22 protein-coding genes are annotated in these 21,984 nt (G+C 43.8%); 21 read left to right on the forward strand and 1 reads right to left on the reverse strand.

Going from position 1 to position 21,984, the window contains the following annotated elements; all coding sequences use genetic code 11:
* Positions 1-10: 10 nt before the first annotated feature.
* The 15 genes from PH235_RS07835 to PH235_RS07905 all read left to right on the forward strand — a co-directional run bounded on the left by PH235_RS07835 (position 11) and on the right by PH235_RS07905 (position 12,776).
* Positions 11-214, forward strand: a complete 204-nt coding sequence (locus PH235_RS07835; protein ID WP_272161806.1) for a flagellar FlbD family protein — start codon at positions 11-13, stop codon at positions 212-214.
* The gene (locus PH235_RS07840; protein ID WP_272161807.1) at positions 211-1,023 is read left to right on the forward strand and encodes a motility protein A; all 813 of its coding nucleotides are present in this window, start codon (positions 211-213) and stop codon (positions 1,021-1,023) included. Before PH235_RS07835 ends, PH235_RS07840 begins: the two co-directional genes overlap by 4 nt.
* 3 nt (positions 1,024-1,026) lie before the next feature.
* A complete protein-coding gene (locus tag PH235_RS07845; protein WP_272161808.1) occupies positions 1,027-1,860 on the forward strand; it encodes an OmpA family protein in 834 nt (277 codons plus the stop codon).
* Positions 1,860-2,333 carry a flagellar basal body-associated FliL family protein gene (locus PH235_RS07850; RefSeq protein ID WP_272161809.1) on the forward strand — a complete coding sequence of 158 codons (474 nt, stop codon included), beginning with the start codon at positions 1,860-1,862 and terminating at the stop codon, positions 2,331-2,333. The genes PH235_RS07845 and PH235_RS07850 overlap by 1 nt, the downstream gene beginning before the upstream one ends.
* A gap of 26 nt (positions 2,334-2,359) precedes the next feature.
* Entirely contained in the window at positions 2,360-2,731 is a 372-nt protein-coding gene (locus PH235_RS07855) for a flagellar biosynthetic protein FliO (RefSeq protein ID WP_272161810.1), read from the forward strand.
* Position 2,732: 1 nt separating this feature from the next.
* Complete coding sequence (gene fliP / locus PH235_RS07860; protein WP_272161811.1) at positions 2,733-3,467, forward strand: flagellar type III secretion system pore protein FliP; 735 nt, start codon at positions 2,733-2,735, stop codon at positions 3,465-3,467.
* Positions 3,468-3,477: 10 nt separating this feature from the next.
* The gene (gene fliQ, locus PH235_RS07865; protein WP_272161812.1) at positions 3,478-3,741 is read left to right on the forward strand and encodes a flagellar biosynthesis protein FliQ; all 264 of its coding nucleotides are present in this window, start codon (positions 3,478-3,480) and stop codon (positions 3,739-3,741) included.
* A gap of 10 nt (positions 3,742-3,751) precedes the next feature.
* A complete protein-coding gene (gene fliR, locus PH235_RS07870) occupies positions 3,752-4,507 on the forward strand; it encodes a flagellar biosynthetic protein FliR (protein WP_272161813.1) in 756 nt (251 codons plus the stop codon).
* 15 nt (positions 4,508-4,522) lie between these two features.
* Positions 4,523-5,590: a flagellar biosynthesis protein FlhB gene (gene flhB, locus PH235_RS07875; RefSeq protein ID WP_272161814.1), complete on the forward strand. Its 1,068-nt coding sequence runs from the start codon at positions 4,523-4,525 to the stop codon at positions 5,588-5,590.
* 20 nt (positions 5,591-5,610) lie between these two features.
* A complete protein-coding gene (gene flhA, locus PH235_RS07880; protein ID WP_272161815.1) occupies positions 5,611-7,713 on the forward strand; it encodes a flagellar biosynthesis protein FlhA in 2,103 nt (700 codons plus the stop codon).
* A gap of 48 nt (positions 7,714-7,761) precedes the next feature.
* Positions 7,762-8,478, forward strand: coding sequence for a sigma-70 family RNA polymerase sigma factor (locus tag PH235_RS07885; protein WP_272161816.1), 717 nt, complete (start codon positions 7,762-7,764; stop codon positions 8,476-8,478).
* Complete coding sequence (locus PH235_RS07890; protein WP_272161817.1) at positions 8,471-9,229, forward strand: flagellar hook-basal body protein; 759 nt, start codon at positions 8,471-8,473, stop codon at positions 9,227-9,229. Before PH235_RS07885 ends, PH235_RS07890 begins: the two co-directional genes overlap by 8 nt.
* 20 nt (positions 9,230-9,249) lie before the next feature.
* Positions 9,250-10,032, forward strand: coding sequence for a flagellar hook-basal body protein (locus PH235_RS07895; protein ID WP_272161818.1), 783 nt, complete (start codon positions 9,250-9,252; stop codon positions 10,030-10,032).
* 51 nt (positions 10,033-10,083) lie between these two features.
* Entirely contained in the window at positions 10,084-10,809 is a 726-nt protein-coding gene (gene ftsE / locus PH235_RS07900; protein ID WP_272161819.1) for a cell division ATP-binding protein FtsE, read from the forward strand.
* A gap of 209 nt (positions 10,810-11,018) precedes the next feature.
* On the forward strand, positions 11,019-12,776 hold the full coding sequence (locus PH235_RS07905; RefSeq protein WP_272161820.1) for a methyl-accepting chemotaxis protein: 1,758 nt from the start codon (positions 11,019-11,021) through the stop codon (positions 12,774-12,776).
* 373 nt (positions 12,777-13,149) lie between these two features.
* Here the strand turns inward: PH235_RS07905 and PH235_RS07910 are convergent, their stop codons facing one another.
* Positions 13,150-13,863 (reverse strand): C39 family peptidase, encoded by a 714-nt coding sequence (locus PH235_RS07910; protein WP_272161821.1) that lies wholly within the window; start codon positions 13,861-13,863, stop codon positions 13,150-13,152.
* A 300-nt stretch (positions 13,864-14,163) separates the two neighbouring features.
* Between PH235_RS07910 and PH235_RS07915 the strand changes: the two genes are divergently transcribed.
* From PH235_RS07915 to PH235_RS07940, 6 genes are all read left to right on the forward strand, one after another.
* Complete coding sequence (locus tag PH235_RS07915) at positions 14,164-15,138, forward strand: LacI family DNA-binding transcriptional regulator (RefSeq protein WP_272161915.1); 975 nt, start codon at positions 14,164-14,166, stop codon at positions 15,136-15,138.
* A gap of 303 nt (positions 15,139-15,441) precedes the next feature.
* A complete protein-coding gene (locus tag PH235_RS07920) occupies positions 15,442-16,383 on the forward strand; it encodes an ABC transporter permease (RefSeq protein WP_272161822.1) in 942 nt (313 codons plus the stop codon).
* A 14-nt stretch (positions 16,384-16,397) separates the two neighbouring features.
* Positions 16,398-17,279 carry a carbohydrate ABC transporter permease gene (locus tag PH235_RS07925; protein WP_272161823.1) on the forward strand — a complete coding sequence of 294 codons (882 nt, stop codon included), beginning with the start codon at positions 16,398-16,400 and terminating at the stop codon, positions 17,277-17,279.
* A gap of 46 nt (positions 17,280-17,325) precedes the next feature.
* A complete protein-coding gene (locus PH235_RS07930) occupies positions 17,326-18,939 on the forward strand; it encodes an ABC transporter substrate-binding protein (protein ID WP_272161824.1) in 1,614 nt (537 codons plus the stop codon).
* A 41-nt stretch (positions 18,940-18,980) separates the two neighbouring features.
* Positions 18,981-20,480: a glycoside hydrolase family 32 protein gene (locus tag PH235_RS07935; protein ID WP_272161825.1), complete on the forward strand. Its 1,500-nt coding sequence runs from the start codon at positions 18,981-18,983 to the stop codon at positions 20,478-20,480.
* Between the two features lie 49 nt (positions 20,481-20,529).
* Positions 20,530-21,483 carry a carbohydrate kinase family protein gene (locus tag PH235_RS07940; protein WP_272161826.1) on the forward strand — a complete coding sequence of 318 codons (954 nt, stop codon included), beginning with the start codon at positions 20,530-20,532 and terminating at the stop codon, positions 21,481-21,483.
* Positions 21,484-21,984: the final 501 nt, after the last annotated feature.

The following is a 21,984-nucleotide window of genomic DNA, read 5'->3' on the forward strand; positions in this document are numbered from 1 at the left end:
AGGAGAGTCCATGATAGCTTTAACCAGTGTTTCAGGCGAGGCTTTTTTTTTGAATTGTGACCTGATTTACCGTATCGACGAAGCCTATGATACGATAATAACTTTGACGGATGGTCAGCACATTCGTGTGAGCGAACCGGCAAGCCAAATAGTGGGAAAAATTGTGGACTATAAGAGAAAAATCTATCTTGCTTTACCGGAGGTTAGAAAATGAAAAAGAATCCGATCCCACCGATTGCTCTTGTCATAGGGTCAGCATTAATCATTTGGTCCATTAGTCAGGGTGGGAGTATAGGTGGATTTATCGATGTACCGTCTTTAATTATAACGTTAGCGGGCTCGTTCTGTGCTTTGCTGATCAGCTTTCCATTTTCAGATATAAAAAAAATCCCAATTATTTTCAAGAAAGTCATCAGTACGTCTAAGGTGGATAAAAATGATCTGATTGAGAAATTTACTGAACTTTCTCGTCTAGCCCGTAGCCAAGGGATTTTGACTTTGGAACAAGAAATTAGTCAAATAGACAATCTGATATTACGAGATGGGCTTCAAATGGCAGTGGATGGCATGGATCCTACTGATATAAAGAGTATTCTGGAAATAAAAATTGCAAATATGGAATCAAGGCATGGAGTTGGACAAGCCGTTTTCCTGAAATGGGGAGAACTGGCTCCTGCGTTCGGTATGATCGGAACTTTGATCGGATTAATCAATATGCTGAGTAAACTAAATGATCCCAGCACAATCGGCAGCGGGATGGCAGTCGCGTTGTTGACGACTTTCTATGGAAGTTTGTTTGCGAATCTCTTGTTTATTCCGATAGCGACCAATCTTAAGATGCAGACTGAAGCCGAGTTGGACGTTTGCGACATGATCATTGAGGGCGTCTTATCTATTCAAGCGGGGCAAAACCCTAGAACAATCGAGCAGAAATTGAATGGATACCTTGATAACAAGCTTGTAAAAAACAATAAGAAAAATATGAATACGAACGTTGATGCTGTTCAAAGCGAGGTAAATTAATATATGAGTAAAAGGCGGAAACAAGGTACTGAATCAGGTGGTTCTCCGGAATGGATGACTACATTCTCGGATTTGATGACGCTTTTACTGACCTTCTTCATCTTACTTTACTCCATGTCCAGTGTCAGCAATGTTAAATTTACCCAAGCGGCAAATTCCTTGCAAAATTCCTTTGTGGGCTCTAGCCAGAAAAGCATTTTGGATGGAGGACAATGGATTCCAGAGAACAATGAGAACGCTGGGGTGAATGCCACAACTGGAGATACCGCCTCCCTATCAAAAACGGACATGGCTGTTATAGAAGCGGCAAAAGCAAAGGCAGCTCAGGATGAGTTGTTAACGTCAGATGGTCAAACGATGATTGCAGTGGATCCAGAAGTCATCAAAATGTATCAAGAGGTCAAAGATTTCGTCGAAAAGAATGGACTGTCCGAAGAAATCAGTATGAGTATGGATGCAGATGGTGTCTACATGAACGTGAAGGCAGCATTCTTGTTCACTCCAGGCAGCGCGGTCATAACCGAAAGTGGCACACCAGCTTTACAAAAAGTAGCAGAATTAATAGGTAATTTTGAAAATAAGGTCGTGATTGAAGGGCATACAGATAACGTTCCCCATCACGATCCAAAATTTGATAGTAACTGGGAATTATCGGCTGGTAGAGCTATTGCTGTTCTCAGATACTTGGCTGAACAGCAAAATGTTGATCCCGCACGTTTATCGGCTGTCGGTTATGGAGAATATAATCCGCTTGTCCCAAATGACACAGCTGAACAGCTTGCCGAAAACCGAAGAGTCAATATTGTGTTGGTTTATGAACCTGAGGGGGCAAAATAATGGAAAAAGAAGCGCAGTTGCCTAAGAAACAGAACGTTCCAAGGCTTGTTCTGATAGCAGTAATTTTAGTGGCTCTGATGATTGGTGGAGGAACGATCGGTTCTTTGATAACGACCGGTAAAGCAAAAGAATGGATCACTAGCTTCAATAAAAAAGAAGTAGAGACCATACTGGTTCCCCAAGCAGAATTTCTTGTAAATTTACAATCCAATGATAGCAGTCTGGATGATTTTTTGAAAATTGAAATGTCAGTAGAAACAACTGGTGAAGAGAACGGAACAATTCTGACCGAAAAGGCAGCAATTGTGCGCGATGCGATCATCAGCGTGCTCAGAAATAAATCTACTGCCAATATTTTCGACGAATCGGAGGGTGTTCTGGTCATCAAGCAGGAAATCATTTTGAAAATCAATCAAAGTTTGGGTTCGGAAGTTGCGAGTGATTTATACATTACAAATATTGTCATGCAATAGCAAAGTGGAAGGTGTGCGTCAAAGAAATGGAATATGAAATGTTATACATCGGAAAAAGTTTTATCGTGTTGATTTTTGTTATTTTTGCCATAAATTATCTGTTGAAAATATTAGATCGATTCGTCAATAAAAACGGCAAATACATCACCATGGTAGAGCGCATTCCATTAAGTCGCACATCTTCTCTTTGTGTTGTTAAAGTCTCGGATTCCTATTTTTTGATGAGCTGTACAGATTCAAAGAATGAAATTTTGAAGGAATTGAACATTGAGGATATAAAAGAAGAAAAAGCAGTCTTGGATCTATCGCAGCATAAAAATAATCGTTCAACAAGCCAAGTAGTTTTTGAAGAAATTGATGAGAATGTAAGAATTTCGCGAAGAGGAATGAGAAAATAGGATGTTGAAAAAGGGAATTGTCACAGGTAGCGTTGGATTGTTTTTTTTGACATTTCCTCAAAAAGTTCACGCCGCAGAAATCGTTGACACGGTGCAAAATGCTCTGGATGGGACATCAGATGCCGTGAAAATGTATGTATTGATAGGTCTTCTAAGTATCATACCTGCATTTTTGATATTGACTACGTGTTTTACGCGAATCATCATTGTCTTTTCTTTTTTGAGAAGTTCGTTAGGAACACAACAGAATCCTCCTAATACTGTTTTGATTGGCTTGGCAGCCTTTTTGACATTTTTTATCATGAGGCCAGCTTATACGGAAGTGTACAATGAGGCAGTGGTGCCGTTGATGGAAGATACAATTGGGATTGAAGAGTTTTTTTACATAGCAGAGGATCCAATCAGAGACTTTATGTTAAAACAGACGAGGGAAAAAGATCTTACACTCTTTTTGGATTTGCAAGGGGATGACATGCCAACCAACACCGGAGATGTAAGTTTACTCAGTCTAATTCCTGCTTTTGCGATCAGCGAGTTACGGACAGCCTTTACGATCGGATTTTTGATTTTCATTCCATTTTTGGTGATAGACATCGTGGTTGCAAGTATTTTGATGTCCATGGGGATGTTCATGCTATCACCGGTTATGATTTCGTTGCCTTTTAAATTGCTCCTGTTCGTTTTGGTGGACGGTTGGTATTTGGTCGTTGAGTCGCTGGTATTAGGTTTTCAATAGGGGGGCATGAATGTCGATAGAAAAAGTTTTAGATGTTTTGAGAGAAGGCTTCATGACCATTTTGATAGTTGCCGGACCGACGCTGGCCATCGCATTGGTGGTAGGCTTGATCATCAGTATCATTCAAGCAGCTACACAGTTGCAGGAACAAACGTTGAGTTTTGTGCCAAAAATATTGTCCGTAATCGGAGCGTTGATCGTATTCGGCAATTTTATGCTGAATGCGTTGATCGCTTATACAGAAAAAATATTCGAGTTGATCGCTGGATTGTGATGGGTAAAGAATGCTGATTACATTACAGAAACTCATATTGATCTTTATGCGGATAGGCGCTTTCGTTTTTATAAGTAAGGGATTTTCATTCAAAGGTGTACCTACCATTGTAAAGATTTCCATTTCATTGGGTCTAAGCTTACCGGTTTACGTCATGATACCCGCCATGGAGTCCGAGCTGGGATTAGTGCAATTGGCGCTTTTCGCGCTGAAGGAATCGCTGGTCGGCCTGGCGCTAGGCTATATCACAAACCTATTCTTTTATGCGGTCGAGATAGCAGGAGGCTTTGCTGATTTTCAGGTGGGTTTTTCTATGTCTGCCGTCTTTGATCCTGCCATAGGGGTTCAGGCTTCCTACTTCGGGAAAATATATTATTGGATGGCGCTGTCCATCTTCTTTTTTACGGATATGCACCATCATGTCTTGCGGGCATTGGTATTTGGATTCACTGTTTTTCCCATAGAGGAGTTTTCCGTAGGAGATTTCGGAGTGAAAGGAATTGTCACTTTATTCACGAGGATGTTTGAGATAGCGTTGAATCTTTCAGCGCCAATCGTTATTGCGGCCTTGTTGACGGAAGTCGTTTTGGGAGTGCTCTCGCGCACGGTGCCTCAGATAAATGTGTTGATGCTTAGCATGCCTTTAAAGATTCTGGTCAGTATGTCACTTATGCTGATTCTGTTGCCTAATTTAATGGACAGCATGACAGAGATGCTGCCATTGATGGTGAAATACATGACTGAATTTATCCAGTCACTAAGCTGATGGAGAGGTGATCATGTGAGTGAGAAAGATGGGAAGACTGAAAAACCCACCCCAAAAAAGCTGAAGGATGCACGAAAACGTGGAGAGATAGCCAAGAGTCAAGAATTCAATTCCGCCTTTACTTATATCATGTTCCTGATGTTTGCAATTGCTCTATCCACGCATGCCCTTCAATATGGGTATGTTTATCTGAAAAGGGAATTGGCAGTGAATTATGATGTGGGTGGCCTTGAAAATAATCTCAATGATATCGGGATGAAGGCCATCTTAGCCATTTTCATCTTAGCGGGACCTTTCTTAGGGATTGCTTTCGTGGGTGCTTTGATTGCCAATATCATTCAAACCGGATTATTGTTCTCAACAGAGGCCTTAAAATTTAAACTGAGCAGACTGAACCCAGTGAGTGGTCTTAAAAATATGTTCAGTAAAAAGGCGCTATTCACTTTGATCAAAAATATTCTTAAGATGATTCTGATCGCATACGTCTGTTATATATCGTTCGAAAAATCGGGTTACTACATCATCAATGCATCTGCAGTGGGAACCGAAAAACTCTATTTTTTGATTCTGGAACTGGTCAAAGATATCAGCACGAATCTGGCCATCTTGTTGTTTCTTTTGGGGATAGTGGATTTCATCTATCAAAAATATGACTATAAAAAGAATCTGAATATGACCAAACAAGAAATTAAGGATGAGTACAAAGAATCAGAAGGCGATCCTTACATAAAATCATTACGACGTCAAAAATATAAACAATTCAGTAAACAAATGCTGAAGGACGTGGAATCTGCGACTGTAATCATCACAAACCCAACGCACTTGGCTATTGCCGTGCGTTATGATAAAAAACGCGATCAGGTGCCCGTAGTCGTTGCCAAAGGGGCAGACTATGTGGCAGAAAAGATCAGAGAAGTGGCCTCAAAAAATAATATTCCGATTATGGAAAATAAACCAGTGGCACGTGCCATGTACCGATCAGTTGAAATCGGCCAGCCGATACCATTGGACTTTTATGAAGCGATAGCTGAGATGATAGCGTTGATTTATCAGATCAATGAAAGCAACAAGAGAAAAATATAAGTGAGAGAAAGAGTGATGTAATGGCTGCACAACTAACCAAAAAAAATGGGAATGCTTCAGCGTTTATGGATGTAGGGATTGCAACGTTTGTCGTCCTCATTTTGGCAATGATCATTATTCCATTACCTGCACCACTTCTCGATTTGTTGTTGATTGTGAATCTAGCCTTGTCCATGACGATTTTGTTGTTGACGTTATTCACTAAAAATGTCCTGGAATTCTCAACCTTTCCGACGCTCCTTTTACTGACAACCATGTTTAGGTTGGGGTTGAATATTTCTTCAACGCGGTTGGTTCTGACGAAGGGTGATGCTGGTAAGGTTATTGATACTTTCGCGAATTTGGTTGCTGGAAATAATATTATTGTCGGCGCAGTCATTTTTATTATCATTTTCATCATCCAAATGATCGTCGTGACGAATGGCGCAGGCCGGGTATCGGAAGTATCCGCACGGTTCACCCTTGATGCGATGCCCGGAAAGCAAATGTCGATTGACTCTGATTTGAATTCCGGTCTGATCAATGAACAGCAAGCGAAACAACGACGCAACGACTTAGAACGGGAAACTCAATTTTTTGGGGCGATGGATGGAGCAAGCAAGTTTGTTAAGGGCGATGCTACCGCGGGCATAATTATTACGTTCATCAACTTGATCGGTGGAACGCTCATTTATTCTCTTCAACAAGGCATGCCCATCATGGAAGCAATGAATAAATTCGGGAGATTGACAATCGGTGATGGATTAGTCAGCCAGATACCGTCCTTATTGATTTCAATCGGTTCAGGGATTTTGGTTACAAGATCCGGAAACGCAAAAACATTCGGGACATCGCTGATACCGGAATTGATGTCCAGTTCAAAGGTACTTTATCTGGTTTCCGTTATTTTAATTATTTTCGCATTATTGCCAGGTTTTCCAACATTCACCTTCTCAATAATAGCGATACTATTGGGTGGCTCGAGCTATCTTATTCAACAAAATGAAAAGAAAACACAGTTTGAGAGGATAACTGAAGAACAACGTATTTTGGCAGGAGAGCGCATGCTCCAAAATCAATCCAATGAAGAAACGGTCACTGCCCATCAAGTGGACCCCATTTCCATTGAAATCGGCTACGGTTTGATTGTAATAGCTGATGAATCAAAAGACGATAATCTGATGAACCAAATACAAAGCATACGGAAACAGTGTGCTACGGAAATCGGCATACTTTTGAAACCGATTCGCATTAAAGATAATCTGCAACTGGGCATGAATCAGTATCTGATCAAAATTAAAGGGAACGTCTACGCTCAAGGTGAGTTATATATGGATCGCTTTTTGATCTTGTCACCAGGAGATACAGAGTTTGCTTTCAATGGTATCGCAACGAAAGAACCCTCGTTTGGGCTAGATGCCATGTGGATAACTGGGAATGATCGGGAAATGGCAGATTTGCAAGGATATACCGTGGTAGATCCCCTCACTGTATTCGTAACGCATCTTAAGGAAACCATTTTTCAGCATAGTCAGGAGCTGCTTGGCAGGCAAGAAGTGAAGCAACTATTGGAAACGTTGAAAGAAACGCATAATGTTGTCATTGATGAGTTGATACCGGATATTCTTAGATTAGGCGAAGTACAAAAAGTGCTTCAGAATTTACTGAAGGAAAATATCCCGATCACCGACATGGTGACTGTATTGGAAACATTGGCTGACTATGGCACCACGATAAAAGATATTGAGCTTTTAACAGAATATGTCCGTCAAACATTGAAGCAAACCATCGTGAAAAATTATTTGGATGAAAATGCAGTATTGAATGTTGTAACGATTCATCCAAATACGGAGGAATTGCTCAGTAAAAATATCCAAAAATCTTCATCGGGATCGATTCCACTCATTCAAGGAAACAATGTCACAAAATTATTTGACAGCATAAAGAAAATCCATAACAATCTGGAAGCAGAGGGAAGACCGCATGTCCTGCTGGTATCTCCAAAAATAAGACCCTCTTTGAAGAATCTGTTGACATTTAATTTTCCAGAAATAGCTGTATTATCTTTGAATGAAGTCCCAAATGAAATTGCGATTGAATCAGTCGGCACAGTCGAAGACATTACTTTTGAACCTTCAAGATAGTTAGTATAAAAAATGAATTTTTTAATCACTTGAAGATGGGAGCAGGATATGCAAAATATAGAGGACAGAGAAGCACTCATATTGAAGTACGTGCCTCTAGTCGAAAAAGTGGTCCGACACATTGGATTGAGTAATCCTGATTACGAGAAGAGCGATTTGGTGAATATAGGTGTCATTGGGCTCATGGATGCAATCGATAAATACGATGAAGAAAAGAAAGTACCTTTTGAAAATTATGCATTTATTCGGATCAAAGGGGCCATAATCGATGAAATTCGACGTAATGGTCCGGTTTCTCGCACAGGAATGAATAAATTAAAGGATTACAGGCTTGCAGTGGAGTCGCTTCAGCACAGTTTAAAAAGAATACCCACTGAAGAGGAAATATGCCAAGAACTTCATATTACTGCCAAACAATTAGGGCAAGTGTATGACACGGCGTCGTATTTGGCTACTCAGTCATTGGAAAAAATGATCTTTAATGATGAAGGCAATGGAGTAGAACTGGGAGATATGATCGTCGATACGCATGCCATTTCCGTTGAGGAAGAGTTGTTGAAAAACGAGCAGATGGAAGCATTGAAAGGCGCAATCGGCCGCTTGAAGGAACGGGAGCAGATGATTTTACAATTGTATTATGTTGAGAAATTACCATTGAAGGATATTGCGTTCATACTGGAAGTTTCCGTCCCCAGAGTTTCACAAATCCATGGGAAAATGATATTGAAGTTGAAAGAAGAAATGAGGAGAGACGAACTTGATTAGAAGTTTGGACACAGTTGGCCACCAGTTCAATTTATTGCAAAAAAAGCAAGAGAACCTGAGCACAAATATCGCTAATGTGAATACTAGCGGGTACAAATATCAAGAACTTATTCAAAGTACTACCGAGACTTTTCAATTCGGGAATAACTTGAACGGTCCGATGCTGAACCAACAGAATCTGATTGATGGACTGAATTTCGGAAATCAGATAGATACAGCTTACCGCAATCTGACCCAAGGCGGTCTCAAGGGAACGGCTTCATCCAACGATTTTGCTTTAATGGGAGACGCTTTTTTTACAGTCCAGATGCCCAACGGTGAACAAGCAGTTACGCGAAACGGCAACTTTTCGGTGGACGCAACCGGCAATCTGACTACTCAGGAAGGCTACTTGGTGCTCGGAAGAACCCAAACTGGACAAATAGCTACTATTCCAGCAGGCAGTGTGCCATTTACTGTCGACCAGACAGGAAACGTCAACGCTACCGGCGTCCATTTTTTGTTGACGGATAATGTGGAAGTTGAAAATCTTCAATCGATTGGGGAAACGTTATTTTCTTATCAGGCAGGGATGACAACGGACGATGACACGCTCGTCCTGCAAACGTACCTGGAAACTTCCAATGTTGATATGGCAGATCACATGGTCCAGATGATGCAGCTTACAAGGGAATTCGAAGCGAATCAAAAAATGCTGCACGCTTCAGATGAAACGTTAAGTAAAGCAGTCAATGAAATCGGAAAAGTATAGAAAGAAGGAGGCGGGTGAAGATGAGTTTACCGATGAATATTTCAAATACAGCCATGAAAGCATTCCAAACAGGTATGGATAATATTGCAAACAATATTGCAAATGTTAATACAAATTCCTACAAAGCAAAAAATGTGAATTTTCAGGAACTGTTAGTCAATAATCAAACAGAAAATGAAAAATTGCTGTTTTCTGATGGTTTCGGGGAATTAACGATTTCCACAGGGGTATCAAGCAAGGTTTCCGGGATGGATCTATCCCAGGGTGGACTGGTCGAAAGTTCTGGTGATTTCGATCTGGCTATTTCCGGAGATGGATTTTTCAGAGTCAATGATGCGAATGGAAATATTTTTTATACGCGGGATGGTGCATTCCAAGTGAGTCCTGATGGCGTAGTGACCAATTCAGCAGGGAATGCCCTCGCAATCGAGCAAAATCTGTTGCCGACTCTTGACCTTTCCGGGGCAAGCCTATCGATTTCGGATAATGGTGAAATATGGGTAGGAAGCAACGGCACGGCGACATTGGCGGGAAGAATTCCCCTGTTTTATCCTGCTTCTACTGACGCCCTCGTTCCAGCCGGAGAAAACCAATATGTAGTGGCGGAGGGCACGCGTATGTATTCCTCGGCAGAAGGTTATCCACTGGGAGGCATACAGCAATACTTTCTGGAATCGTCCAATGTGGATTTGGCAGCTGCGTTCACCGATATGATCGTTACACAACGCGCTTATTCAATGAATTTGAAAGCAGCGCAAACTTCAGATGAGATTATGGGTGTCATAAACGGATTCAAGAGATAACACAGTACAGGCATCTCCTGCGGGAGCAAAAGATGGAGGAAAAGAGAGCAGATGGCAATAATCGAAGTGGCTGGCGTAACAAAAGAATATCCTAGGGGTATCTCAAGTCTTAAGGATGTATCAGTTACCATCGAAGCAGGGGAGTTTGTGTATGTATTAGGCGCCAGCGGATCAGGTAAGTCCACTTTCATTAAATTACTCTACCGGGATATCAAACCCACGAAGGGAACCGTAACAGTTTGCGGACACAATGTCGGCAAAATGAAAAACCATATCATACATCATCTAAGGCGGGACATTGGAATTGTATTCCAGGATTGTAAATTGTTGGCAGGTAGAACAGTATATGAGAATATCGCTTTTGCGCTGGAGGTAACCGGTGAGGATCCTGAAGCTATTTCGGATAAGGTACATCAATCCCTGAAAACTGTAGGGTTGGCGGACAAAGCAAACAGTTATCCAGATCAGTTGTCCGGTGGGGAAAAGCAAAGGGTGGCGATTGCCCGTGCTATTGTACATTCTCCAAAAATTATCCTTGCAGATGAACCTACAGGAAATTTGGATCCCCGGACATCTTTGGAAATTTTCCGTTTATTTTACAAGATCAACCGAAGTGGCACAACCGTATTGATGGCCACGCATGACCAAGGAATCATAGAGAATTTTCGTTTCCGTATTCTCGAAATGAAGGATGGGTATCTGATAAAAGATCAAGAAAAGAAGCAGCAAAACACGCTTCAATATGATTTTAAACGGAAAGAGTATTTTATCGTATAATAGTATGTTGCTATGAACCATATAGGAGATGAGAACTGCCGTGCAATACTTTGCACAACAGTTCTTTTTTGTTGTGTGGTAAATTTTGTTATGAAATTTCCCGCAAATCCGCTATTAACTATTCACAAACAATACCGAATTAATCTTAAGAGCCTGATTCATTCTCTAACGGGTGAAGAGGGAAGAAACGGTAAAGGGAAGTGAAGCAATTGCAAGCATCAAATCTGGAAGCAACAAACGCACAGTCAAAAATGAAAAGAAAATTCAAGATCCAATTACTGCAGTTCAAAAGCATCCGCACGAATCTACTTGTAGGGTTTTCCATCATCATTCTGGCCATATTCATGCTAGGCTACAACAGTTACAGAACATTCAACGAAATCAACGCAGACACTGAAAATATTGTGAATGTCAGTGTCCCTATTTTGGAACAGGGCGCTGAAATCAACTATCTGGTGGCAAGCCGGATGTCCGTCGTCCGCAGCTACTTATTATCCGGAGATACAACTTATGTGGAATTATTTGAATTGTACACACAGCAAAGTGAAGCCATCCAAGCGGAAATTCTGGAGGCAAACGGCAACAAACAGGTGATTGTGGATCTGTTCGAAGGAATCGATGAGTGGACCCGTATCACGCGAGAAGAAGTCATCAACGTCTACCAAGCAGGTAATCAGGAACAAGCAACAAAGGCATTATTTGAAAGATCCGAGCAACTGGGCAATGAGAACATCAGTGCCATGGAAAGATCACTCGATGCGAGAATCATGTCCATTCAAGCAGACGGAGACCGCGTTATTGCAAATGGGCATCAAGCAACGAAAGTTACCTTCAGCATAGCATTGATTGTGATATTACTGAGTGTTGCTGTCGCATTATTGATCTCTTCCGATTTGATGAAGCGTATCAAGCTATTGATGGACAAAACAACCGAACTGACAAAAGGAAAGCTGAATGGAGAACCTATCGACATCAAACATTTTGACGAATTAGGCAAACTGGGTGATGCGATCAATCAAATGCAGCAACAATTGAAAGCCATCATCATCAGTATTTCGGAAGCATCACATACACTTGAGGAGAACAGTCGGGACCTCCACCAAGCTTCAAATGAAGTGAAGTTAGGCACTGAACAAGTGGCTGTCACAATGCAGGAGTTGGCGACCGGAGCCGAAACGCAAGCGAGCAGTGCAAGTAACTTGGCGACTGTGATCGATGTATTCAATGATGAGTTCCAAGCCGTTAATGAAAATGCCATGCAGATCGAAGTCGGATCCCAAGAAATACTTGTGAATACAACTCAAGGCGAAGAACTTATGCAAAAATCAAGTCTGCAGATGAGCAAAATTCAGGACATCATGCAAGAGGCTGTAGATAAGATGAGCATTTTGGAAAATCAGACCCAAGAAATCAACAAATTGGTTGGACTGATTCAAAATGTAGCGGATCAAACGAATTTACTGGCATTGAATGCTGCAATAGAAGCTGCGCGAGCAGGTGAACATGGGCGCGGCTTTGCGGTTGTAGCCGATGAAGTCAGAAAACTGTCTGAACAGGTCGCCACTTCAGTCATGGACATTACAGGTTTTGTGGATACTATCCAAAAAGAATCCACAAATGTAAGTTCATCCTTGCAATCAGGATATGCAGAAGTGAAGTCGGGTGCCGCACAGATTGATAAGACGAGCAGTACATTCAATCAGATGAAAATGCAATTGGATAGTATGGTGGCGAATATTTCTGGCGTAACCAATAATTTGTCCATTTTGGCTGAGAATACCAACAACATGAGCACGTCCATCGAAGAAATCGCCTCAATCTCGGAAGAATCCGCCGCCGGAGTCGAAGAGACATCGGCTGCCAGCCAGGAAATCAGCAGTTCCATGGAAGAAGTTTCGATGAATTCCGAAAGGATCGCAGGCCTGGCAGACTTGCTGAATCTGTTGGTTAAAGAATTCAAATTTTGATCAGAAAAACAAGGAGGGGCTGTCTCGTCATGAGATAGCCCCTGCTTGTTTCGCACGCTGAACAGAGAATTGCGTGTAATCTGTCCTCAGCTCCGGTGAGCGCTCTGCTCACCGGAGCACACCGGTAAAAATCGGACTTACCCCCGAGGAATGTGCCCTCATCGGAGCTGGCAAACAAAAATGCATCCTGAACTTCGGCGAAGCCTTCGTTCGCCGGAGAAGAATGGTACAGATCCTGATTTTAGAGAGCAAGCTCAAAAAAGTCATCGGATACCAACGACGAAAAGGGCTGGACAAGCCCACCAGCCTCTTTGTGCATCCGAACATAATGTGCGTAAACGCATTCTGTCCCGATTTTTCAGCGTTTTTTTGGTCATTCAATATAGACAGCCTGATTGCCGAATTGCTCCCAAGAGGCAATGAAACTACTTTTTTCTACAGGTTGATTCTTTTTGCCGTACGGGTCATTTACGTAAAAATAGTTTTCATCATAGCCAACGACTACAACACTATGCTCATTATAGCTGATACTGACTTCACCGGTTGGAGTTTGCCATACCTCCATATCATCGACTGGGGCATAGCTTGTACTAGTGATTGTCCAGACTGGGTATCCTTGGTTCAAGGCATTAATCACAGCCTCAAATGGGCTGCCGGTGATATCCTTTATGCGATCTGATGACACGAAATTAGCAGCTAAGACAGCTATCGGCCCATGGTAGACACTAAAGCCAGAATTATAACCGGTAATATCACCTACGAAAGCATCGTTTGGGTTGCCACGCAGGCCGTTTTCATAAATAATCGGAACAGAAGGGAGCCAAGCAGCAACATCATTTTTTGATATCGAAACGTTGTTGTACTGCAGTATCATTGTAAGCGATGTTACCTCGCAACCGTTATATAAAACGGGATAATCCATTTGGTTCAATAAAGGGACATCCAGTAATACTTCTTTTGGTGCTTCTGCTACAGCTGCCTGATTATCCAAAACAGATGCGCTTTCGGGGGGGGCAAGCCTGATCGATAATGTACTGACGATAAAAGTTATCAGTAAACATCTTTTGAGAAGCGTTCGTCTCCGCATAATTAGCCTCCTTAGAGTAGTGATCCATGTAAACAAGTACGAATAAACGGTTCGTAAAATGCTGATATAATAGCCTATAAACCAAAAATTAGAAATACCTGTATAATAGTCGGCTGAAATCGAATAATGTTAACCCATTCTCCCGAAAAAATCGCTAAAGTAATAGAATGGAATGAAGCATTGCACGATCCATGAGAAAGGGATGCTCCAAAGTGCAGCTATACTTATTTTGTTGACTCTGCTATCATGATAATTAGATTGTAAGTGTATACAGGAAAGGAGGTGTTTCAATTGGGAACAATGAAAGACGTAGCTGCTTTAGCGAAAGTTGGTGTCGGTACGGTATCGCGTGTGCTGAACAATTCCGGAGCTGTAAAAGAATCGACCCGCCGAAAAGTGGAAGCGGCGATGAAAGAACTGAATTATATCCCGAATGCCTATGCACGCGGCCTGAAGATGAACAAGACACACACGATCGCATTGATCATTCCGACAATCTGGCATCCGTTTTTCTCGGAATTCGCCTATTATGTGGAGCGAAATTTGTCTGAACATAAATACAAGCTGCTGTTGTGCAACTCTGATGTCAGCAATGACAAGGAACTGGAATATATTCAGATGGTTCAAGAAAATAAAGTGGACGGCATCATCGGCATCACCTATTCGGATTTGGATAATTTTGTCTCGTCGCATTTGCCTTTCGTCACCATTGACCGTCATTTCAAGGAAGAAACGGTTTGTGTCACCTCGGACAACTTTCATGCAGGTGAATTAGCAGTAGAAAAGCTGGTTGAGAAGGGTTGTAGAAAACTCGGGTATATCGGAACCCATTCACGCTTTCCGAGCGAGACGACAAAAAGAAGAGTGGGCTTCGAAGAGCAAGCTGAGCTGATGGGAATGCCTTATGCTATCTACGATGGGGAAGACCCTGTTGTGGAATTCAAGCAGGAGATACGAACTTTTCTCGAAGAAAATCCGGATGTGGATGGCGTATTTGCCCACACAGATTTTATTGCTTTGGACATACTGGAAGTTTTGGAGGAAATGAATCGCAAAGTGCCGGAAGAGGTGCAGATCATCGGGTGCGATGGCATCAAGATGGAAGCAGGGCGCAAACAGATCGTATCTACAATCCGACAGCCTGTGGATTTGATGGCCAAAGCCGCAGTCGAAAAAATCATCCAAGTGATCGATGGCGAACCCGTCAAAACGAAGATCACTTTGCCAGTCCATTACGTAGAAGGACCGACGACGAAAAATGAAATTTTAAAATAATATGTTTTTGGTATTGACAGAAAACGGTTACTGAATTATTATATGTTTAAATCAAAAACATATTTTTTTGAAGCAAAGTGGAAACGTTTCAATTATCGAATAAACGTTTCCCTATTTTTGAAATCGCGGGCAGTTTGATGATCGATCAACCGCACCGATTTCAAAAGTAGTGTGCCGATTCTTCAGAAACTATTTTTTTGAACTAAAGTGGAAACGTTTCAATTATCGAAAAAGAACCTTTCCACATTTTTTTGAAGCAAAGTGGAAACGTTTCAATTTCCAAAAGGAGGAGTCAGATCAGTCATGAAAAAAAGCCAGAAAAGCAAGCCGAAAAGAATCACACAGTCCAAATGGGAATTCATCAAACAGCACCGAATGCTCTACTATATGCTGTTTCCGGGACTGTTACTCACGCTGGTATTTAAGTATTTCCCGATGTACGGCATTCTCTTGGCTTTCAAGGATTACAACCCGCTGCGTGGGATCATGGGAAGCGAATGGGTGGGAGTGGGAAATTTCGTACAGTTCATCGACTCACCGAACTTCTCCGTGTTATTGGAGAATACGCTCAAAATTAGTATTTACGGACTGATCTTGGGATTCTTTCCACCCATCCTCTTAGCATTATCTTTGAACCATCTGATCAGCACAAAATGGAAGAAGCGATTCCAACTGATCCTGTACGCGCCGAACTTCATTTCCTTGGTCATCGTCGTGGGGATGTTGTTCATGTTTCTGGCCGCGGATGGCCCGATCAACGGATTAATTGAAACCATCACCGGTTCGCGGATCACGTTCATGACGGATCCGAATTATTTCCGGACTTTGTATATCCTATCCGGTATTTGGCAAGGCATGGGCTGGGCATCGGTTCTCTACACAGCAACTTTGGCTAACGTGAGCCAAGATCTGATCGATGCGGCCCACATGGACGGCGCCAATATCTTGTACCGCATCTGGTACATTGATCTTCCGGCGTTGCGCCCGATCATGGTCATTCAGTTCATCCTTTCTGTCGGGGGGATCATGAACGTAGGTTATGAGAAAGCTTTCCTGATGCAGACATCGATGAACCTGCCTGTTTCGGAGATCATCTCGACCTACGTCTACAAAGTCGGTCTGCAGATGGGCGATTATGGCTACTCTACTGCCGTTGGGCTATTCAATACAGTCATTAACATCATCTTGTTGCTTACTGTAAATGCAGTCGCGAACAAGGTCGGCAGTGAAGATGCCGCATTATAGAAAGGAGGATAAACATGATAACCTTAACAAAATTTGATCGTCGCATTCTGTTTCTGAACCGCATCCTGATAGGTTTCTTGATACTGGTTACCTTATCGCCCTTGCTATATGTGCTCATCGCCTCCTTCATGGATCCGTTCGTTCTTCGTTCACAAGGGTTGAGCCTTAATCCTGCCAATTGGAGCGTGGAAGGTTATAAACGGGTGCTGCAAGACCCCGCAATCGTTCGAGGTTTCTTGAATTCCATCTTTTATTCAACCGCATACAGTGCCATTACAGTAGGCGTTTCGATCCTCACGGCCTATCCGCTTTCGAAGAAGAAGCTGATAGGGAAAAGACCCATCACGATTTTCTTGATCATCACCATGTTCATCGGGGGCGGATTGGTTCCGACGTATTTGTTGGTGAAAAACTTGGGCATGCTGAATACGGTCTGGGCGATCATCTTACCCGGCTCGATAAATATCTGGAACATCATCCTGGCGCGGACGTACTTCCAACAACTGCCTACCGAGCTGGAAGAGGCTGCCATCATCGATGGCGCAAATGAACTGCAGATATTCTTCAAAATCATGCTGCCGCTAGCGAAACCGATCATTTTCGTGCTGTTCCTCTATGCTTTTGTCGGCCAGTGGAACTCATACTTCGACGCCATGATTTACCTGAACGATGCAGACCTGCAGCCGCTACAAATAGTGCTGCGAAAAATACTGATCCAAAATCAACCGCAACAAGACATGATCGGATCCGCCACCCAGATGGCAGAAATGGCTCAGTTGGCCGAACTGATCAAATATTCGACGATCGTCATCTCCAGCTTGCCGCTTCTGGTCATGTATCCATTCTTCCAGAAGTACTTCGATAAAGGGATGATGGCAGGTTCACTCAAAGGCTAGGCAACACGCAATACAAAATAAAAACAAAATAAAGGAGAAATACAAAATGAGAGTAAAATACTTTGGCACGGCACTATTATCCACAGCAACAGTCCTGACTTTAGCAGCATGCGGTTCATCCGGCGGGGCCTCTTCTCCGGACTACGAATTGACGGACGTCTCATTCCCGTTGGAGGAAACAGTGACCTTGAAGATGTCCACTTCCAGTTCGCCGTTGGCACCGGCCGATCCGAATGAAAAGCTGATCTTCCAGCGTTTGGAAGAGCAATCGGGCGTGCAAGTCGAATGGAAAAACTATTCTTCGGATTACATAGAAAAAAGAAATCTGGACATTTCCAGCGGCGACTTGCCTGATGCCATGTGGAATGCCGGCGCCAGCGACTACGATCTGCTTTCCTGGGCGGAAGACGGCATCATCATTCCCTTGGAAGACCTGATCAATGAACATATGCCGAACTTCAAAAAAGTATTGGACGAAAATCCGGAATATTTGGCCATGATCACAGCACCGGACGGCCATATCTACTCACTGCCGTGGATTGAAGAATTGGGCCAGGACAAAGAATCCATCCATACCGTGAACGATATTCCATGGATCAATGTCGATTGGCTGGAAACGTTAGGCTTGGAGATGCCGCAAACAACGGAAGAATTGATGGTTGTATTGGAAGCGTTCAAAACCCAAGACCCGAACGGCAATGGTAAAGCGGATGAAATCCCGATGTCCTTCATCAACGACGGCGGAAACGAAGACATGAAGTTCCTCTTCGGCGCATTTGGCATCGGCGACAACGATGATCACCTGGTAGTCAATGAAGACAGCACAATCGACTTCACTGCCGATAATGAAGAATTTAAAAACGGCGTTGCTTATTTCAATGATCTGTACAATAAAAAACTGATCGATGTGGAAGCTTTTGAACAGGATTGGAATGCCTACGTGGCGAAAGGGAAAGAGCAACTGTTCGGCGTGTATTTCACATGGGATAAAGCCAATGTCTCCGGATCGAACGATTCCTACGAGCCGCTTCCGGCACTGGCTGGTCCAAGCGGAGAAAAACATGTGACGCGCACGAACGGCTTCGGTTTCAGCCGTGACCGTTTCGTCATCACAAGTGCCAACAAAAATCTGGAATTGACTGCCAAATGGGCCGATCAAATGTACGTGCCGATTCAATCCGTTCAGAACAACTGGGGAACCTACGGAGACGAGACACAACAGAATATCTTTGAGTTCGTAGAAGCAACCAACTCGCTGAAGCACCTGCCTTTGGAAGGCACTGCACCAGGTGAATTGCGCCAAAAAACTGAAGCAGGCGGACCGCTGGCTATCTTGGACGAGTACTATGGAACTGTGACGACAATGCCGGATGATGCGCAATGGCGTTTGGACATCTACAAAGATACTTACTTGGCTGACGTGCACAATCAATTCAATTATCCACGCGTATTCTTGTCATTGGAACAGGCAGACCGGATCGCTCAGATTGAAGCGGATTTGATGCCGTTCGTCAACAGAAAACGTGCTGAATGGATCGCAAACGGGAAAATCGCCGAAGAATGGGATGCCTACGTAGAGGAATTGAACCGTTTAGGACTGGAAGAATGGATGCAAATCAAACAAGATGCCTATGATACATACCTGTCAAACAATAAATAACAAGAAAGAACATAAATCAAATCCAAGAAATGAGGGGTAGCGTGAACATCCAAAGTCAAGTGGCCTATTCAACAGATAGGGCCAACCGATACATAACAGAAAATAAGGAAACGGTGAATCCTCTTTACCGGAATCGCTATCATGCATCACCGCCAGTGGGATGGATGAACGATCCGAACGGCTTCGTCCAGTACCAAGGTGCGTACCACCTGTTTTATCAATTCCACCCGTATGATGCGAAATGGGGCCCGATGCATTGGGGCCACATGAAGTCGACGGACTTGATCCATTGGGAAGACTTGCCTGTCGCCTTGGCGCCTGATCAGGCGTATGACCGGTTCGGCTGTTTCTCAGGAAGCGCCATCGAACGGGACGGAAAACTATATCTGCTTTATACCGGTGTAACCGAAGCCGATGAAGAAGGCGTGCATCACCAGGTGCAGTGCCTGGCGGTGTCAGAGGATGGGCTGAATTTCGATAAAGTGCAGCAAAATCCGGTCATCCCGATCGCGGCCTTGCCGGAAGATGCTTCCCAGATCGATTTCCGGGATCCAAAAGTATTTGAAAACGAAGGCATGTACTACACGGTGATCGCGTCCAAGGCTTCCGACGAGACAGGGCAGATTTTGCTTTATCAATCTGAAGACTTGGTGGAATGGGAGTTTGCCTCTGTCTTCCTGAAGGGGACCAAGGAACAAGGGATCATGTGGGAGTGCCCGGACTTCTTCCGCTTGAATGGGAAGGATTGCTTGATCTTCTCGCCGATGCAATGGCCGCAGGATGGCAATGACTATCAAAATTTGAATTCGTCGGTACTGGCTGTCGGCGAGGTGGATTGGACGACGAAGCAGTTCCGCCCGGAAAGTTACCAAGAATTGGATCACGGATTTGATTACTATGCTCCCCAAAGCCTGGAGGATGACAAAGGCAGAAGGATCTGCATCGGCTGGATGCAGATGTGGGGAAGAGATTTCCCGACTGATACGCTGGGCCACGGATGGACAGGCTCCATGACGATCCCGAGAGAACTGAAATGGGAAGATGGCAAGTTGAAGCAATTTCCGATTGGCATCGAAGCCAACAGTGACACTCAGGGAGAAAACAGCTGGATCATCACGCTGGAAGATGCCAAAGAAACGATCCCGGGCATCGATGGGGATTGCGGACTGCTGCAATTGAAAGTGGACATCTCCGAACTGGAAAAACTGTCCATCCTTCTCCGCGAAAACGAGAACGAAAGAACAATCGTGTCCTTCGACAAAGAAAAAAATGAATTAGGAATCGACCGATCCGCAAGCGGCATCGCGCTGAAAGGTGAAGAAGCGACACCTCCTGTCAGCCGCAAAGTCACGCTGAATGGCGAGAGATCCTATCTTGAACTCGCCATTTACTTGGATCGTTCGTCGGTTGAAGTGTTTGAAAGAAATGGCGAAGCGGTTATGACCGCGAACGTTTATCCTACCGAGGAAGCGACGGGCATTTCTTTTGAATGCAGCGGAAAAGCGGTGTTTGAGGAAGCGACTTTTACGCCCTTCATCTGATTGGGAAATCGAATTTTTGAAAAAATTGCTGCAATGGGAAGGAGACGTTATGCGGAGAGTTTATACGATTGGAGAAATACTGATTGATTTTTTCCCGAGCGAAATCGGTGTGCCCTTGAAAGATGTCCATGGGTTTACTAAGCAACCGGGTGGTGCGCCGGCAAATGTGGCTGTGACGGTCAGCCGCTTGGGCGGAAAGGCGAGCTTCATCGGCAAAGTTGGTCAGGATGCATTCGGGGATTATCTGACAGATGTCCTCAAACAGAATCAGGTCGATATCCGTCACCTGTTCAGGACCGCCGAGGCAAACACGGCGCTGGCATTCGTGTCGCTCCAGGCGAACGGGGAACGCGAATTCAGTTTCTACCGCAATCCCAGCGCGGACATGCTGTTGGACAAGGAAGAACTGAAAGAACTTGTTTTCAGCGCTGAAGACATTCTGCACTTTTGCTCGGTCGATCTGATTGAAGCCCCCGTAAAGTATGCGCATCTTGCGGCTTTGGAGAAAATGAAGCAGGCAGGCGGGACGATTGTTTTTGACCCGAATGTCCGCTTGAATCTTTGGCCGAATCCGGAAATGCTGAAACAGACGATCCAAGAATTCCTCCCGTATGCGGACATCCTGAAAATCAGCGATGATGAATTGGCGTTCATAACGGGCAAGGATTCAGAAGAGGCTGGGCTAGCGGCATTGCTTAAGACGGAGCCAAAACTGTTGATCTATACAAAAGGGAAAAACGGAGCGGACTTGTACTTCAAAGGCGAGAAGGCCAGCGTTGAAGGGATCAGCGTCCAAGCGGTTGATACGACAGGGGCAGGTGACTCGTTCATCGGGTCCTTCCTCTATCAGATAGCGGGTAAGGCTGCTTGGGAAGACTGTAGTTTGGATGAAATACGCGAGATGGGCACGTTCGCCAACCGTGTAGCCGCATTGGTGACGACACGACCAGGCGGCATGCAATCCATCCCGTCACTGCAAGAAGTGTTGAACTTGGGAGATTAAATCATCAAAAACAGGGCGGTATTCCTATATGGATAGCCCTGTTTTTTTGCATGTTTAGTTGGTGCTTATGGGTACTTGAGTGTGTTTTTCATATCTGGATTCAGCCGGGGATGGCTTGGGTTGTTGCGTTGTCCGATAACCGAGAAGAATCGGACAACCCGGGCATGATCACAACGGAGGTTGTCCGATAACCGGGAAGAATCGGACAACGCGGGCATGATCACAACGGAGGTTGTCCGATAACCGGGAAGAATCGGACAACCCGGGCATGATCACAACGGAAGTTGTCCGATAACCGGGAAGAATCGGACAACCCGAGTCCAATCACAACGGAGGTTGTCCGATAACCGGGAAGAATCGGACAACCCGAGTCCAATCACAACGGAGGTTGTCCGATAACCTGAAAAAACCGGACAACCAGAACATTTTGCGCTTCAAAAACAAAAAACAGTGTGGCTGAGACAGCTACACTGTTTTCTTTTGCTAGCATACCGGCAGTTC

The sequence above is a fragment of the Trichococcus sp. K1Tr genome, from assembly GCF_028309625.1.
In the GTDB taxonomy this organism is placed as follows: Bacteria; Bacillota; Bacilli; order Lactobacillales; family Aerococcaceae; genus Trichococcus.

What these genes read in the sequence shown, in the direction of transcription:
- PH235_RS07835 (WP_272161806.1), top strand. Translation starts at nt 11, where the DNA reads ATGATAGCTTTAACCAGTGTTTCAGGCGAGGCTTTTTTTTTGAATTGT.
- PH235_RS07840 (WP_272161807.1), top strand. Translation starts at nt 211, where the DNA reads ATGAAAAAGAATCCGATCCCACCGATTGCTCTTGTCATAGGGTCAGCA.
- PH235_RS07845 (WP_272161808.1), top strand. Translation starts at nt 1,027, where the DNA reads ATGAGTAAAAGGCGGAAACAAGGTACTGAATCAGGTGGTTCTCCGGAA.
- PH235_RS07850 (WP_272161809.1), top strand. Translation starts at nt 1,860, where the DNA reads ATGGAAAAAGAAGCGCAGTTGCCTAAGAAACAGAACGTTCCAAGGCTT.
- PH235_RS07855 (WP_272161810.1), top strand. Translation starts at nt 2,360, where the DNA reads ATGGAATATGAAATGTTATACATCGGAAAAAGTTTTATCGTGTTGATT.
- fliP (WP_272161811.1), top strand. Translation starts at nt 2,733, where the DNA reads ATGTTGAAAAAGGGAATTGTCACAGGTAGCGTTGGATTGTTTTTTTTG.
- fliQ (WP_272161812.1), top strand. Translation starts at nt 3,478, where the DNA reads ATGTCGATAGAAAAAGTTTTAGATGTTTTGAGAGAAGGCTTCATGACC.
- fliR (WP_272161813.1), top strand. Translation starts at nt 3,752, where the DNA reads ATGCTGATTACATTACAGAAACTCATATTGATCTTTATGCGGATAGGC.
- flhA (WP_272161815.1), top strand. Translation starts at nt 5,611, where the DNA reads ATGGCTGCACAACTAACCAAAAAAAATGGGAATGCTTCAGCGTTTATG.
- PH235_RS07885 (WP_272161816.1), top strand. Translation starts at nt 7,762, where the DNA reads ATGCAAAATATAGAGGACAGAGAAGCACTCATATTGAAGTACGTGCCT.
- PH235_RS07895 (WP_272161818.1), top strand. Translation starts at nt 9,250, where the DNA reads ATGAGTTTACCGATGAATATTTCAAATACAGCCATGAAAGCATTCCAA.
- ftsE (WP_272161819.1), top strand. Translation starts at nt 10,084, where the DNA reads ATGGCAATAATCGAAGTGGCTGGCGTAACAAAAGAATATCCTAGGGGT.
- PH235_RS07910 (WP_272161821.1), bottom strand. Translation starts at nt 13,863, where the DNA reads ATGCGGAGACGAACGCTTCTCAAAAGATGTTTACTGATAACTTTTATC.
- PH235_RS07915 (WP_272161915.1), top strand. Translation starts at nt 14,164, where the DNA reads ATGAAAGACGTAGCTGCTTTAGCGAAAGTTGGTGTCGGTACGGTATCG.
- PH235_RS07920 (WP_272161822.1), top strand. Translation starts at nt 15,442, where the DNA reads ATGAAAAAAAGCCAGAAAAGCAAGCCGAAAAGAATCACACAGTCCAAA.
- PH235_RS07925 (WP_272161823.1), top strand. Translation starts at nt 16,398, where the DNA reads ATGATAACCTTAACAAAATTTGATCGTCGCATTCTGTTTCTGAACCGC.
- PH235_RS07930 (WP_272161824.1), top strand. Translation starts at nt 17,326, where the DNA reads ATGAGAGTAAAATACTTTGGCACGGCACTATTATCCACAGCAACAGTC.
- PH235_RS07940 (WP_272161826.1), top strand. Translation starts at nt 20,530, where the DNA reads ATGCGGAGAGTTTATACGATTGGAGAAATACTGATTGATTTTTTCCCG.